This is a genomic window from Nocardioides sp. (genome assembly GCF_964228225.1).
In the GTDB taxonomy this organism is placed as follows: domain Bacteria; phylum Actinomycetota; class Actinomycetes; order Propionibacteriales; family Nocardioidaceae; genus Nocardioides.
This window is the reverse complement of sequence record NZ_CAXQZB010000052.1, coordinates 41772-55074: the sequence shown is the minus strand read 5'-3', so window position 1 is coordinate 55074 and position 13303 is coordinate 41772. Positions and strand designations below refer to the sequence as shown.

General features: G+C 73.1%; 12 protein-coding genes and 1 tRNA gene. 6 read left to right on the top strand and 7 right to left on the bottom strand.

Translation table 11 applies throughout. The features are described from left to right. Nucleotides 1-16: 16 nt before the first annotated feature. Both ACERUJ_RS13360 and ACERUJ_RS13355 read left to right on the top strand, forming a co-directional pair. Nucleotides 17-1564: a flavin monoamine oxidase family protein gene (locus tag ACERUJ_RS13360; RefSeq protein ID WP_370249096.1), complete on the top strand. Its 1548-nt coding sequence runs from the start codon at nt 17-19 to the stop codon at nt 1562-1564. Then, on the top strand, nt 1561-2595 hold the full coding sequence (locus ACERUJ_RS13355) for an SMP-30/gluconolactonase/LRE family protein (RefSeq protein WP_370249095.1): 1035 nt from the start codon (nt 1561-1563) through the stop codon (nt 2593-2595). The genes ACERUJ_RS13360 and ACERUJ_RS13355 overlap by 4 nt, the downstream gene beginning before the upstream one ends. 93 nt (nt 2596-2688) lie before the next feature. Here ACERUJ_RS13355 and ACERUJ_RS13350 read toward each other — a convergent pair whose 3' ends face one another. Next, entirely contained in the window at nt 2689-3312 is a 624-nt protein-coding gene (locus tag ACERUJ_RS13350; RefSeq protein WP_370249093.1) for a hypothetical protein, read from the bottom strand. Nucleotides 3313-3387: 75 nt separating this feature from the next. On the opposite strand from ACERUJ_RS13350, the gene ACERUJ_RS13345 reads away from it, so the two are divergent. Continuing rightward, the gene (locus ACERUJ_RS13345) at nt 3388-4077 is read left to right on the top strand and encodes a uracil-DNA glycosylase (RefSeq protein WP_370249177.1); all 690 of its coding nucleotides are present in this window, start codon (nt 3388-3390) and stop codon (nt 4075-4077) included. A 123-nt stretch (nt 4078-4200) separates the two neighbouring features. Here ACERUJ_RS13345 and ACERUJ_RS13340 read toward each other — a convergent pair whose 3' ends face one another. Beyond that, complete coding sequence (locus ACERUJ_RS13340; RefSeq protein ID WP_370249091.1) at nt 4201-5793, bottom strand: succinic semialdehyde dehydrogenase; 1593 nt, start codon at nt 5791-5793, stop codon at nt 4201-4203. A gap of 4 nt (nt 5794-5797) precedes the next feature. Then, entirely contained in the window at nt 5798-7426 is a 1629-nt protein-coding gene (locus tag ACERUJ_RS13335; protein ID WP_370249090.1) for a GMC family oxidoreductase, read from the bottom strand. Between the two features lie 93 nt (nt 7427-7519). Between ACERUJ_RS13335 and pdxY the strand changes: the two genes are divergently transcribed. Both pdxY and ACERUJ_RS13325 read left to right on the top strand, forming a co-directional pair. Beyond that, nucleotides 7520-8377, top strand: a complete 858-nt coding sequence (gene pdxY, locus ACERUJ_RS13330) for a pyridoxal kinase PdxY (RefSeq protein ID WP_370249088.1) — start codon at nt 7520-7522, stop codon at nt 8375-8377. Nucleotides 8378-8453: 76 nt separating this feature from the next. Beyond that, on the top strand, nt 8454-9176 hold the full coding sequence (locus tag ACERUJ_RS13325) for a hypothetical protein (protein ID WP_370249087.1): 723 nt from the start codon (nt 8454-8456) through the stop codon (nt 9174-9176). A 28-nt stretch (nt 9177-9204) separates the two neighbouring features. On the opposite strand, the gene ACERUJ_RS13320 is transcribed toward ACERUJ_RS13325, so the two are convergent. The 3 genes from ACERUJ_RS13320 to ACERUJ_RS13310 form a co-directional block, all read right to left on the bottom strand. Beyond that, nucleotides 9205-10434, bottom strand: a complete 1230-nt coding sequence (locus ACERUJ_RS13320) for an ATP-binding protein (protein WP_370249086.1) — start codon at nt 10432-10434, stop codon at nt 9205-9207. 49 nt (nt 10435-10483) lie between these two features. Then, nucleotides 10484-10556 (bottom strand) — tRNA-Thr (locus ACERUJ_RS13315). A gap of 31 nt (nt 10557-10587) precedes the next feature. Continuing rightward, entirely contained in the window at nt 10588-11310 is a 723-nt protein-coding gene (locus ACERUJ_RS13310) for an SDR family NAD(P)-dependent oxidoreductase (protein WP_370249085.1), read from the bottom strand. An 88-nt stretch (nt 11311-11398) separates the two neighbouring features. On the opposite strand from ACERUJ_RS13310, the gene ACERUJ_RS13305 reads away from it, so the two are divergent. Beyond that, the gene (locus tag ACERUJ_RS13305) at nt 11399-12673 is read left to right on the top strand and encodes a DUF4032 domain-containing protein (protein ID WP_370249084.1); all 1275 of its coding nucleotides are present in this window, start codon (nt 11399-11401) and stop codon (nt 12671-12673) included. A gap of 53 nt (nt 12674-12726) precedes the next feature. On the opposite strand, the gene ACERUJ_RS13300 is transcribed toward ACERUJ_RS13305, so the two are convergent. Beyond that, entirely contained in the window at nt 12727-13302 is a 576-nt protein-coding gene (locus ACERUJ_RS13300; RefSeq protein ID WP_370249083.1) for a hypothetical protein, read from the bottom strand. Nucleotide 13303: the final 1 nt, after the last annotated feature.

Sequence of the window (13303 nt, the reverse complement as noted above, 5' to 3'; positions counted from 1 at the left end):
CCTCCCGGAGGCCTCCGTGACTGCTCCCCTGATCCCGGCCGTCGACCTGCCACGCCGTCACCTGCTCGCGGCGGGTGCCGCGGGACTCGGCGCGGCCACCCTCGCCCTCGGCACCACCTGCCCCGCGTCCGCCAGCCCCCAGCCGGACCCGCTCCCCGACGGGCCGCAGGGCCTGCAGGGGCGGCTGCCGCGCGAGGTCGACGTCGTCGTGGTGGGTGCGGGGATCGCCGGCCTGGTCGCCGCGCGCGAGGTGGCGCGGTCGGGCCGCTCGGTGCTGGTCGTCGAGGCGCGCGACCGGGTGGGCGGGCGGGTGCTCAACCACGAGCTGCGCACCGGCGGGGTCACCATCGAGGCCGGGGGCGCGTTCATCGGCCCCACCCAGGACCACATCGCCCGGCTCGCGCGCGAGATGGGGGTGCCGACGTTCAAGGAGTACAACTCCGGGCGCAGCGTCTACCTCTCCCAGACCCTGGGCCGGCTGGAGTTCACCGGCACCGTGCCGCCGGACCCCACGATCCTCGCCGACGCCGGCCTGCTGCTGCAGCTCATCGACACCTACGCCGCCGAGATCGCCGTCGACGCCCCCTGGTCGCACCCCCGGGCCCGGGAGTGGGACGCCATGACGCTGGCCGACTTCATCGCCGCCAACTCCCTGCTCAACCCCCGCGGCGTCGCCAACCTCATCGAGTGCTGGACCCAGCCCGGCTTCGGGGCCGACCCGCGCGAGCTGAACTTCCTCTTCGTGCTCTGGTACGTCGCGGCCTCCGGCAACGAGCGCACCACCGGGACCTTCGCCCGCAACTCCGACACCGCCGGCGGCGCGCAGGAGCGGCGGTTCATCGGCGGCTCGCAGCTGGTGCCGATCCGGCTCGCGCGCCGCCTGGGCGACGTCGTCGCCCTCGACGCCGCGGTGCGCCGCATCGAGCAGCGCGACGACCGGGTGGTCGTGCACACCGCGCGCGGCGTGGTCCGGGCGCGGCGGGCGATCGTGGCCGCCCCGCCGCCGATGGTCCTGGACCTCGCCTGGTTCCCACGGCTGCCGTCGTCGCGGCGTCGCCTGCTGGCCAACGTCGAGATGGGCCGGCTGATGAAGTGCGACGCCGTCTACGACACCCCGTTCTGGCGCCGCGACGGCCTCAACGGCTTCGGCATCAGCGACAGCGGCGCCACCCGCGCGGTCTTCGACAACTCCCCCGCCGACGGCTCGATCGGCGTGCTGCTGGCCTTCGTGGGCGGCGACACCTGGCGCCGCTACGGCACCGCGCCCCGCGCCGTGCGCAAGCGGGCGGTGCTGGAGGGCTTCGCGCAGATGTTCGGCCCGCAGGCGCTGCGCCCGGTGGAGTACACCGAGCACGACTGGACCAAGGAGCGCTGGAGCGGCGGCGGGCCGACGGCGTTCCACAGCCCCGGCACGTTCACCACCCTCGGCCCCGCGATCCGGCGTCCGTTCGGCCGCGTGCACTGGGCCGGCACCGAGACCTCCACGTTCTGGAGCGGCTACATGGACGGCGCGGTGCGCTCCGGCGAGCGGGCCGCCCTCGAGGTGCGCGAGGCGCTGCGATGAGGATGCTGTTGGCCGGCGTCGTGGCGGCCGCACTCGGGGTCGGGGTGTCCGGACCGGCGCCCACCGCCGTCGACATCGCCCGCCAGACCGGCAGCACCCGCGTCGTGGCGGCGGTGCCGTCGCCGGGTCACCCGGCCTACGTGCACGCCCACACCAACGGCCGGATCTACGTCGGCACCTACAAGTCCGGCGACGGCCAGGCCTCGCGGGTGATCGAGTACTCCGGGCGCGGCACCCTGCTGCGGTCCTGGACCGTGCCGGGCCAGCGACTGGCCGCCGACCCGGGCGTGCAGGCGGCCAACCAGACCGCGGACGGCGACCTCGTGCTGCTCGAGACCTCGCGTCGCGCCGTCATGACCCTGGACCTGCGCACCGGCCGGTTCCGCACCGTGGCCACCCTGCCCCCGGGCGCGGTGCCGAACTACGCCACCTGGACGCCGTTCGGGCTGCTGGTCAGCGACTACGCCCAAGGCGTGCTGTGGCGGGTCGGCCGGGGCGGGGCCGTGAGCGCCTGGTACCGCTCCCCCGCCCTGGAGGGCGTGGCCGGCTTCGGCACCACCGGGCTGGTCTACCGCGCCCGCGAGCGCGATCTGCTGATCACCCAGCAGACCGTGTCCGACGGCTCCGACCTGCCCACCAACGGCGCGCTCTACCGCCTCACGCTGGACGGCGACCGGCCGGGCCGGCTCCGCACGCTGTGGCGCTCGGCCCCCACGGACCTGCCCGACGGGTTCGGGGTGGGACGCTCGGGCCGGATCTACATCGCCAACGCCGGCCTCACCAACCAGATCGTCGTGCTGTCCCCCACCGGGCAGGAGTTGCGGCGGCTGCCCGAGCTCCCCGGCACCGGCGAGAACGGCTCCCCGATCCCGTTCGACACCCCGTGCAGCGCGACCTTCCGCGGCACCGAGATCCTGGTGGCCAACCAGTCGGCGATCCTGGGCGACGCCTCCCACATGGCCGTCCTGGCCGTCGAGGTCGGCGAGCGCGGCCGCACCCCCTACCTGCCTCGCACCGCCCGCTTCCGCTGAGGTCGTCGTCCCTACCGTCTACGCTGAGAATCGGGGGCGGGAACAGCCGGAACGGTTGGTACGACGCGACACCCCCGGGCGCCGGGGCCGGGCTCAGCCGGCGAGGGGGTCGGTGGCGTGGGCGGCGCGGGCCGTGGCGAGGAACTCCGACGCCGCCGCGGCCGGGTCGGCGGCGGCTGCGATCTCGCCGTAGGTGCGGATCGCCCCGAAGGGGGCGTTCCAGAACGCGCCGGAGCGCTGCTCCCAGGGCCCGGCGTAGACGTAGGGCTCCTCGCTGAACTCGTCGCCCGGGGAGAAGCCGAGGTTCAACCCGCCGTGCGGGGTCTGCACGGTGGTGGCGAGGTCGGCGTGCTCGGGCCAGAGCACGGTCTCCTCCCGGGTGTCGGGGGCGGTCACCGGCAGCGCCGCCAGCACCTCGGCGCCCAGCAGGTACCAGGCCAGGAGGGCGGCGGCCGCGTCGTCGTCGACGTCGGGAAGGGCCGTCACCGTGGCACCGTCGGCGGTCTCGCGCACCAGCGAGGCGCCGTGCAGGCGCAGCCGCTGTTCGCCGTCGGGTCCGGGGAACCAGCGGGTGTGGACGCCGTCGACGTCGGCACCGAGGCGGATCGTGCCGAGCGCGGCCGACTGCTCGGCCTCCAGCACCTCCCGCATCACGCGGTGCCAGGCGGTGCGGGTGGGCGTGACGACGGCGAGGGGCGGCAGCGCGGGGAGACCCATGCCGGCCACGCTACGCCCCGATCGGGTTGAATCACCAGGGTGAGCGCGCTGGCGGGGCTGGTGGAGAAGGGCCTGATGAGTCCGGACTGGGCGCAGGCCCTGGCGCCGGTGGACGACACCGTGGCGGCCCTCGGCCGGTTCCTGCGGGCCGAGATCGCCGCCGGGCGCGGGTATCTGCCGGCGGGCGACGCGGTCTTCCGGGCCTTCCGTGCCCCGCTCGCGCAGGTGCGGGTGCTCGTGGTCGGCCAGGACCCCTACCCCACCCCAGGACATCCGATCGGGCTCAGCTTCGCCGTCGAGCGCGACGTGTGGCCGCTGCCGCGCAGCCTGGTGAACATCTACACCGAGCTGCGCGCCGACCTCGACGTCGTGCCGCCCCGGCACGGCGACCTCTCGGCGTGGGCCGACCAGGGCGTGATGCTGCTCAACCGGGTGCTGACCGTGCGCCCCGGCACCCCGGCGTCGCACCAGAAGCAGGGCTGGGAGGAGGTCACCGAGTGCGCCATCGCGGCGCTCGCCGCGCGCGCCGGGGCCGGGCAGCCCGTGGCGGCGATCCTGTGGGGCCGCCCGGCGCAGCAGCTGCAGCCGCTGCTCGGCCCGATCCCCGCTGTCACCTCCCCCCACCCCTCGCCGCTCTCGGCCTCGCGCGGCTTCTTCGGCTCCCGGCCCTTCAGCCGGGTGAACGCCCTGCTCGCCGAGCAGGGCGCCGCGCCGGTGGACTGGGCCGCCCTCGCCCGCGACACCGACGTCCCACCCGGCCGCTGACGCACCCGCCGGCCTTCGGCATCGGCTCCGGCCCGTGGGCGCCGGCCCGTTGAAGGAACGTCAGGTACCTGACGAATTGCACCTCGGGCGGCCGCGGCTTGTCGGGCGGCCGCGGCCGGGGTGTCAGCGCACGCGCAGCTTGCGCATCAGCTTGAGCGAGCTGAGCATCTGCTTGACGTAGTCGTCGTAGGACTGGCCCTCGCGGGCGCCCATGACCTGCTTCTTGAGCACCGCCATGTTCTTCACGTCGGTGTACTTCGACAGGCCCTGGTCGCCGTGACGGGCGCCGACGCCGGACTGCTTGACCCCGCCCGAGGGCGTGCCCTTGGAGGCGTAGGCGGTGGCGAGGGCGTCGTTGATGTTGACGTTGCCGGAGTGGATCCGGTGCGCCACCCGCTCGGCCTGCTCCAGGTCGGTGCCCCACACCGAGGCGTTGAGGCCGTACTCGGTGTCGTTGGCCAGGGCGACGGCCTCGTCGATGGTGGCGTAGCGGTGCAGCGCGACCACGGGACCGAAGGTCTCCAGCGAGCCGGCGAGCATGTCGTTCGTGACGCCCTCCAGGATCGTGGGCTCGAAGAACGCCGGGCCGATGTCGGGCCGCTTGTTGCCGCCGGTGAGCACCGTCGCCCCCTTCGCGACGGCGTCCTCGACGTGGCTGGCGACGCGGTCGCGGTGGTCCACCGAGACCAGCGAGCCGAGGTCGGGACCGAAGTCGTAGGACGCCCCGATCTGCAAGGACTCGGCGGCGGCGACGAAGCGGCGCTTGAAGTCGTCGTAGATCGAGTCGTGGATGTACATGCGCTCGATGTGCATGCAGATCTGGCCGGTGTTGGCGAAGGCCGCCCAGACGGCACCCTTGACGGTCTCGTCGAGGTCGGCGTCGGGCAGCACGATCATCGGGTTCTTGCCGCCGAGCTCGAGGCAGCAGCTGATCAGGTTGCGGCCGGCGCGCTCGCCGATCACGCGGCCCGTCGCGGTGGAGCCGGTGAACATGATGTAGTCGGCGTTGTCGATCAGCGTCGGCCCGACGTCGGGGCCCTCGCCGCACACCACCTGGAACAGCCCCTTCGGCAGTCCGGCCCGCTCGAGCATCTCGATGCCCCACAGCGGGCTCAGCGCCGTCTTGTTGTCGGGCTTGACCACCACCGCGTTGCCCGCGATGAGGGCGGGGATGGCATCGGAGATGCCGGTGGCGAAGGGGAAGTTCCAGGGCGCGATGATCCCGACGACGCCCTTGGGCACGCGGATCTCGGTGCTGGTGGACAGGAACGGCACCGGGCCGCCGCGCTTGACGGGCGCGAGCACCTGCTTGGCCCGCTTGAGGTAGTAGCTCATCACCATCGGCGGATCGCAGGTCTCCTCGATCGCCATCCGCCGGTTCTTGCCGCTCTCGGCCTGGATCAGGTCGGCGGTGAGATGGGCGTTGTCCACGAACATCGTGTGGGCGCGCTTGAACACCTCCAGGCGCTCGGCCACCGACCGGGCCGCCCACGCGACCTGGGCCTCCCGCGCTGCGGCGAAGGCGGCCTCGATGTCGGCCGGCGTCGACTGCGGCAGCTCGACCAGGGTCTCCCCGGTGTAGACCTCGGTGAGCGACCAGGTGGCGCCGCCCGAGCCGGGCACCCGCGCCACGAGGCGCTGGAGGAAGTCGGAGGTCAGGGTGGCGGGTCGCACCGGGGCGGCCGGCGCGAGCGGGGTGGGGTCGGTGGCGGTCATCGGCTCAGGCCTTTCCGAGCACGAGCGCGGCACCGCGCTCGCCGATCATGTACGACGGGGCGTTGGTGTTGCCGCCGGTGATCGACGGCATGATCGAGGCGTCGCAGACGCGCAGGCCCTCGACGCCGCGCACCTTCAGCTCCGGGGTCACGACCGCGAGCTCGTCCACGCCCATCCGGCACGTGCCGACGCCGTGGTACACCGACGTCGCCCGGTTCTGGATCGTGTGGCGCAGCTCCTCGCCGGTGACGGCCGGACCGGGGTGCGCCTCCTTCTTGACCGAGCCGTTGAAGGCGGAGCTGGCGAAGATGTCGCGCACCAGCCCGGTGCCCTCCACCAGCAGGTCGAGGTCGGCCGAGTCGGCCAGGTACTGGGGGTCGATGAGCGGGGCGGCGGTCGGGTCGGCCGAGGCCAGGCGCAGCGTGCCGCGGCTCTTGGGGTAGATCAGGGTGGTGAGCACGGTGAGCGAGGGCACCTTGTCCACCTCGTGCATCACCGGCTCGTCCTGGTTGCCGGCGGGGTAGGCCCACGGCAGCAGGTGCAGCTGGAGGTCGGGCACGCCGTGCTGGGCCTGCGAGGTCTGCAGGAAGGCGAGCACCTCGAACACCGAGTTGGCCAGGAACGTCGAGCCGGGCCGCACGATCTCCTTCGCGATCCCGCGGCCGAAGAAGGGCGCGGTGCCCTTCAGCTTCGAGGCCGTGGTGTGGAAGGTCAGGGCGTGGAAGAGGTGGTCGTGCAGGTTGTCGCCCACCGGGAGGTCGGCCACCACCTCGATGCCGTGGTCCTTGAGGTGCTGGGCGTGCCCGATGCCGGAGAGCATGAGCAGCTGGGCCGAGCCCACGAAACCGGCGGAGAGGATGACCTCCTTGCCGGCCCGCACGACGCGGGTGCCGCCCTTCTTGTCGCGCACCTCCACCCCCACCGCACGGCCGTGCTCGATGACGACGCGGGTGGCGAGCACCTCGGTCTGCACCTCGAGGGTGGCGGGGGCCAGGTGGTGCACGTAGCCGCGGGTGGAGGAGTAGCGCAGGCCCTCGGCGGCGTTCTGCTGCATCCGGCCCACGCCCTCCTGGGAGGCGCCGTTGTAGTCCTCGAGCTTCGGGCATCCGGTGACGTCGGCGACGGCGTCGAGGAACTGCAGCGAGCCCTCCTGCGGCGTCTTGTTGATCGTGACGCGGATCGGGCCGCCGACGCCGCGGTAGGCGTCCTCGCCGCCCTCGTAGTCCTCGAGGCGCTTGTAGGAGGCGTTGACGCTGTCGGCGTCCCAGCCGGTGTTGCCCTCGGCGGCCCAGGAGTCGAAGTTGGCGCGGTTGCCGCGCACGTAGACCATGCCGTTGATGGAGCTGGAGCCGCCCATCACCTTGCCGCGCGGCACGGGCATCTTGCGGTCGAGGATGTGCTTCTGCGGCACCGAGTAGTAGCCCCAGTCGACGGTGCGCTTGATCTGCGGCACCGCGTGCATCGGCCCGATCATGCCGGGCTTCTTCACCAGGAACTGCTCGTCGCTCTTGCCGGCCTCGAGCACGATCACGCTCGCCCCGCTCTGTGCGAGCCGGCCGGCGATCACACCGCCGGAGCTGCCGGAGCCCACCACTACGTAGTCGGCCTCGTTGGAGTGCGCCTTCTTCGCCATGACCACCTTCGTTCCTCGGCTGTGGCCTCGCCCACAGTCCCCCGGAACTGTAACGCGTTCTACTTTTCCCGTGAACCCTTCGCTCAGGAGAGAATGGGTTTCGTGAAGATCCTGTCGATCCAGTCCTCGGTCGCCTACGGCCACGTCGGCAACTCCGCCGCCGTCTTCCCGCTGCAGCGCCTGGGCCACGAGGTCTGGCCGGTCCTCACCGTGCACTTCTCCAACCACACCGGCTACGGCGCCTGGCGCGGCCCGCTGCTCGCGGCCTCCGATGTCGCCGAGGTCATCACCGGCATCGCCGAGCGCGGCGTGCTGGGCGAGGCCGACGCCGTGCTCTCGGGCTACCAGGGCGACCCGGCGGTGGGCGCGGTCATCCTCGACGCCGTCGCGCAGGTGAAGGCGGCCAACCCCGCGGCCGTCTACTGCTGCGACCCGGTGATCGGCGACGTCGGCCGCGGGGTGTTCGTGCGCCCCGGCATCCCGGAGTACCTGCGCGAGGAGGTCGTGCCGCGCGCCGACATCGTGACCCCCAACCACTTCGAGCTCGACTTCCTCACCGACCGCACCACCACGACCCTGCCCGAGGTGCTCGACGCCGCCGCCGCGCTGCAGGCGCGGGGGCCGCAGCACGTGCTGGTCACCTCGGTGCGCCACGACGCCTCCGCGCCCGACACCCTCGACGTCGTCGCGGTCGGCCCCGACGAGGCCTGGGCGATCACGACCCCGCTGCTGCCGATCACCCCCAACGGCTGCGGCGACGTGACGGCCGCGCTGTTCCTGGCCCACCTGCGCACCAGCGGCAGCGTGCGCACCGCCCTGGAGCTCACCGGCTCGGCGGTCTTCGCGGTGCTGGAGCGCACTCTGGCCGCCGGAACCCGCGAGATCCAGCTGGTCGCCGCCCAGGACGACCTCGCCTCCAGCACGCCCCGGTTCAGCGCCCGACGGCTCTGATCGCGGGCGTCGATCCGGGATAGCCTGCGGCGCACCCGGCCCGCATCCGGTGGGTCGACTCCCCCGGAGGCGCACCATGCCCCAGTCGCCCCAGTCGCCCCAGTCGAGCCAGTCGCCCGAGTCGCCCTGCTGCCGCCACCACCACCGCCCGTCCCGCCCCTCGCGCCTGCGGGGCGCGCTCGCCGTCGTCGGCGCCGCGGTCGCGCTCGTGGCCGGCGTGGACGCGGTGTCCTACGCCGCCACCGGGAAGCCGTTGCTGCTCGGGCGCGCCAACAAGGCCCCCGCCACGACGACGCTCACGGCTCCGGGTACGCCGCTCTCGCTGAAGGGGGCGGCGGCCAGGCCGCCACTGAAGGTGAACTCCTCGACCAAGGTGCGCAGGCTCAACGCCGACCTGCTCGACGGCCTGGACGCCGCCGCGCTGCGGACCACGGCCCGGGTGTTCACGCGCAGCCTCACCGACGTCACCGCCACGACGACCACGGTCCCGATCGCACCTGGCAGCTACCTGGTGTCGTACTCCCACTACTTCCCGGTCACGACGCTGGGCACGACGCGCGGCCGGTGCTTCCTCGTCGCCGACACCCCCTCCGGCACCCGCTACCTCGCCGAGCAGATCGGCACGGACCCCCAGGGCGGTCCGATCGGGGTGAGCGGCTCGGCGCTGGTGACCCTCGAGCCGGAGGGGGAGCTCGATCTGCGGTGCAGCACGCCGCTGTCCTACAGCACGACGGCGTCCCAGCCTCAGCAGGTCGTGGCCGTGCCGGTGGACTCGGTGAGCACGACCGTCCTGCCCTGACGCCGTCCCCTGCCCCACCGGCCGGCGTTCAGGGCGCGGGCCAGCCGCTGGTGAGGTAGGCCTCGATCGCACGGTGCCGGAACCGGTAGGGGCTCCCACGCTCGATGATGCCCCGCACCGTGTCGAGGCGCTGGGCGAAGGGCCCGATCTGCGATGCGCTCCTCAGCCCCATGGCAGTCGCGATCCCGACCGCGGTCCGACCCTCGGGCGGCAGCCCCGCCATGGTCTCGAGGACCTGGCGTTCACGGGGAGGCAGGCGATCGAGGATCCGCTCGACATGGGCCAGGGCCTCGGCGCGCACCGCCCGCCATCCGTCCTCCACCTCGGCCCGGGTGATGACATCGCCCGATCCGGCGTACCAGGCCCGCTCCCCCGCCAGCTGGAACAGGAAGGGCTCCCCACAGCACAGCCGCACCACCGCCTCCGCAGCCTCCGGCTCCATGCGGACGCGGACGGTACTCCCTGCCGCATCAGGGATCTCCCAGCCCGGGGTGACGAACTGATGCAGGGCGAGGCGCAGGTCGGCCGCCTCGATCGGCGCGAGGGTCGAGGTCGCGAATCGACGCGCGAACGTGGCTCCTTTCGACGCCGCGGTCATCTCGGCGAACTCGGGGAGGCCCGTCAGGTACACCGCGATCGGGAGCACCCGCTGCAACCTCACCCCGCCCGGGGCCACCACCTCGACCTCGTGGGCGAGCGCGTCACCCAGGCAGATCAGCACCTGGGACAGCTCGGCAGCGTCGGTGATGTTCTGGACCTCGTCGAGATGGATCAGCACGCACACGTCCGCCTCGAGCGCCCGTTCCCCGATGGCCACGAGCAGCTCGGTGAGCACCGCGTAGGGCTCGGGTGCCTCACGCGGGTCCATGGTCACCGAGACACCGGCCGCGGAGATCGCCCGCACTCGCGCCACCACGTCGCCGATCCGGTGCTCCCGCGCCGTCGCGAGTCCCGCCTGGTCGGCGAGGCCCACGAGCGCTCCCGCCAGTCGCCGCAGCGGATCACCGCCGATCGGCAGGCGCAGCTGCGGGGTCACCCAGTCCCCCTGCGCCCGAGCGTGCGCCGCGATACGACGCACGAGTGTCGACTTGCCCAGGCCCGCCTCACCCAGGATCGTGCGGCCGCGCTCGGGGAGCCCCGCGAGCCGACGCGGGCGGACGACGTCCTGCCAGTCCCTCACCTGGGAGAGACGACCGGCCCACACCCGAGGCACCGTGTCGGCTCCCGGCATGAAGGGGTTGTCGACCGCCGATCGCATGGCGTTAACATTAACGCTGACGCCAATCTGCCGATAACGTTATCAACAGAGCCGGTGACAGGAGTCGAACCCGCGACATCCTCTTTACAAGAGAGGCGCTCTACCAACTGAGCTACACCGGCGAACCGGGCCCAGCCTAGTGGAGCCGCCCGCTCAGCTCATGCCGCCGTCGAAGGCGAGCACCGCCCCGGTGATCATCCGGGCCTGCGGGGAGGCGAGGTAGACCACGGCGGAGCCGATCTCGGCGGGGGCGATGGCCGCGCCGGGCAGCATCATCATCAGCCGGTCGGCCACGCGGGGGTCGAGGTCGTCGGGGAAGATCGTGGCCACGTGGGACACGATCGGGGTGTCGACGGTGCCGGGGCAGATGGCGTTGACCCGCACCCCGGTGGGGCTCAGCTCGAGCGCCAGCGCCTTGGTCAGCTGGGTGAGCCCGCCCTTGGCCGCGGCGTAGGCGGTGGCGTACGGCTGCGGCTTGTTGCCGGCCACCGACGACACGTTCACGACGTTGCCGCGACTGGCCTTCAGGTAGGGCAGGGCCGCCTGGATGAGCATGAAGGGACCCTTGAGGTCGATGGCGTGCACGCGGTCCCACTCGGCGTCGGTGATCTGCTCGAAGTGCCCGAACTGGACCACCCCGGCGATGTTGGCGAGCACGTCGATGCGGTCGTGCGCGGCCGCGCAGGTGGCGATGGCGGCGTCCACGCTGGCGCGGTCGGCGACGTCGCAGTGCACGTAGGTGACGCCCGCGGGCACGGTGTCGGCGATGTCGAGACCGAAGACCACGTCCCCGAGGTCGCGGAACATCTCGGCGGTGGCGTAGCCGATGCCGGAGGCGGCACCGGTGAGGACGACGACGCGGGGAGCTTCACTCATGGCGCGGAACCTACCACCTGAAACGAGAACGTGTTCTAGTTCTGCGCGGTCTCGACGCCGCGACCGGTGGGCGACAGACTGACCCGTCGTGACGACGTCGTCCCCGCCGCCCCGCCCGGTGCCGCGTCCCGGCCTGCGCGTGCTGGCCGGACGCCCCTCCCCGGCCCTGCTGACCCTGCCCTGGGCCGTCCCGCTGGCCGACTGGCAGGACCACGTCGTGCCGCTCCCGCGGGGGCTCTCGCGCCATGTCGTGCGCATCGTGCGCCTGGACGGCGCCACCTACGCCGTGAAGGAGACCCAGGAGCCGATCGCCTTCCGCGAGTACCACCTGCTGCGCGACCTGCAGCGCCTCGACCTGCCCACCGTCGTGCCGGTGGGGGTCGTGAGCGGCCGCGTCGACGACGCCGGCGCCCCGCTGCCGGCGGTGCTCGTGACCCGCCACCTGGCGTTCTCGCTGCCCTACCGCCACCTGGTCGCCCAGGGGATGGCGGCCGACTCCGTGCCGGCGCTGGTGGACGCGATCGTGGTGCTGCTCGTGCGGCTGCACCTGGCCGGCTTCTACTGGGGCGACGTGTCGCTGTCCAACGTGCTGTTCCGCCGCGACGCCGGCGGCTTCGCGGCCTACCTCGTCGACGCCGAGACCGGCGAGCTGCGCGACTCGGTGTCCGACGCCCTGCGCGCCCACGAGCTGAGCGTGGCGGCGGAGAACATCTACGCCGAGCTGCTCGACGTCGCCGCCTCGGTGCCGCACCAGGAGGCCCCCGACCCCGACGTCGTCGTCACGATGCTCGGCGAGCGCTACGACGCCCTGTGGACCGAGCTCACCGGGGCCCAGACGGTCGACACCGACGAGCTGTGGCGCATCGAGCAGCGCATCGAGCGCCTCAACGACCTCGGCTTCGACGTCGAGGAGCTGGACCTGGTGACCGACCTCGACGGCGACCACCTCGAGATCCGTCCGCGGGTGGTCGAGGCCGGACACCACCGCCGGGAGCTGCGCGGGCTCACCGGCCTGGACGTGCAGGACGCCCAGGCGCGGCGGCTGCTCAACGACATCGCCGCCTTCACCACGGCCCTGGACCTGGGCCGCGAGGACCGCCACGTGGTGGCCAGCCGCTGGTTGGACCAGGTGTGGGAGCCCTTGCAGGCGCTGGTGCCGCCCGAGGCGCGCGGCAAACTGGAGCCCGCCGAGGTGTTCCACGAGGTGCTGGTGCACCGCTGGTACCTCTCCGAGCGCGCCGGGCACGAGGTCGACCTGTTCGAGACCGCCCGCGACTACGTCGCCCGCTTCCTGCCCGCGCGCCCCGACGAGGCGATCACCGCCCTCGGCGGCCTCCCGGACGACGACGACCCCCCGGGCTGAGCCCGGGAGGTCGTGGTCGGTGCGTCCGGTGCGCGCGGCGCGCACGGGGGGTGTCAGTACGTCGGGCGGCAGACCCGGCACGGCACCAGGTCGCCCCCGGACCGCGCGCCCAGCGGCTGCAGGTCCTCGCGGTGCGCGATCAGGGCGCAGTCGCGACGGTGCACGGTGCTGCCCTCGCCGGCGGTGACCGGCAGCGCCCCGGTGTCGACGGCGTCGGCCGGGCCGGCGGCACGGGAGGTGACGTCGGCCAGCACCAGCAGGGTGTCGGCCAGCCGCTGGGAGGCGGCGTTGTTGTCGGCCGCGATCTTGGCCAGCCACGCGCCGAAGTACAGGAACCCGCCGAGGAAGGTCAGCCCGAGGCCCAGGAACCCGCCGGAGAGCTGGTAGGCCTCGCGCTCGTAGTCGTAGACCGAGTTCGCGACGCCGTAGTAGCCCAGCAGGATCACCACGATGCCCAGCGGCATCAGGATCGCCCCGGCCCAGAACAGGATGACCTGGAGCAGGGTGGTGTTGACGCCGCGCACGGGTGCGACGCCGTTGCCGGGACCGGCCGGCGCACCGGCGCGGGGCAGCGGGGCGCCGGAGCCCATCCGTGCGCCGGAGGCGCGCTCGGGGGTGGCAGTGGTCATG

What these genes read in the sequence shown, in the direction of transcription:
- ACERUJ_RS13355 (WP_370249095.1), top strand. Translation starts at nt 1,561, where the DNA reads ATGAGGATGCTGTTGGCCGGCGTCGTGGCGGCCGCACTCGGGGTCGGG.
- ACERUJ_RS13350 (WP_370249093.1), bottom strand. Translation starts at nt 3,312, where the DNA reads ATGGGTCTCCCCGCGCTGCCGCCCCTCGCCGTCGTCACGCCCACCCGC.
- ACERUJ_RS13345 (WP_370249177.1), top strand. Translation starts at nt 3,388, where the DNA reads ATGAGTCCGGACTGGGCGCAGGCCCTGGCGCCGGTGGACGACACCGTG.
- ACERUJ_RS13340 (WP_370249091.1), bottom strand. Translation starts at nt 5,793, where the DNA reads ATGACCGCCACCGACCCCACCCCGCTCGCGCCGGCCGCCCCGGTGCGA.
- ACERUJ_RS13335 (WP_370249090.1), bottom strand. Translation starts at nt 7,426, where the DNA reads ATGGCGAAGAAGGCGCACTCCAACGAGGCCGACTACGTAGTGGTGGGC.
- pdxY (WP_370249088.1), top strand. Translation starts at nt 7,520, where the DNA reads ATGGGTTTCGTGAAGATCCTGTCGATCCAGTCCTCGGTCGCCTACGGC.
- ACERUJ_RS13325 (WP_370249087.1), top strand. Translation starts at nt 8,454, where the DNA reads ATGCCCCAGTCGCCCCAGTCGCCCCAGTCGAGCCAGTCGCCCGAGTCG.
- ACERUJ_RS13320 (WP_370249086.1), bottom strand. Translation starts at nt 10,434, where the DNA reads ATGCGATCGGCGGTCGACAACCCCTTCATGCCGGGAGCCGACACGGTG.
- ACERUJ_RS13310 (WP_370249085.1), bottom strand. Translation starts at nt 11,310, where the DNA reads ATGAGTGAAGCTCCCCGCGTCGTCGTCCTCACCGGTGCCGCCTCCGGC.
- ACERUJ_RS13300 (WP_370249083.1), bottom strand. Translation starts at nt 13,302, where the DNA reads ATGACCACTGCCACCCCCGAGCGCGCCTCCGGCGCACGGATGGGCTCC.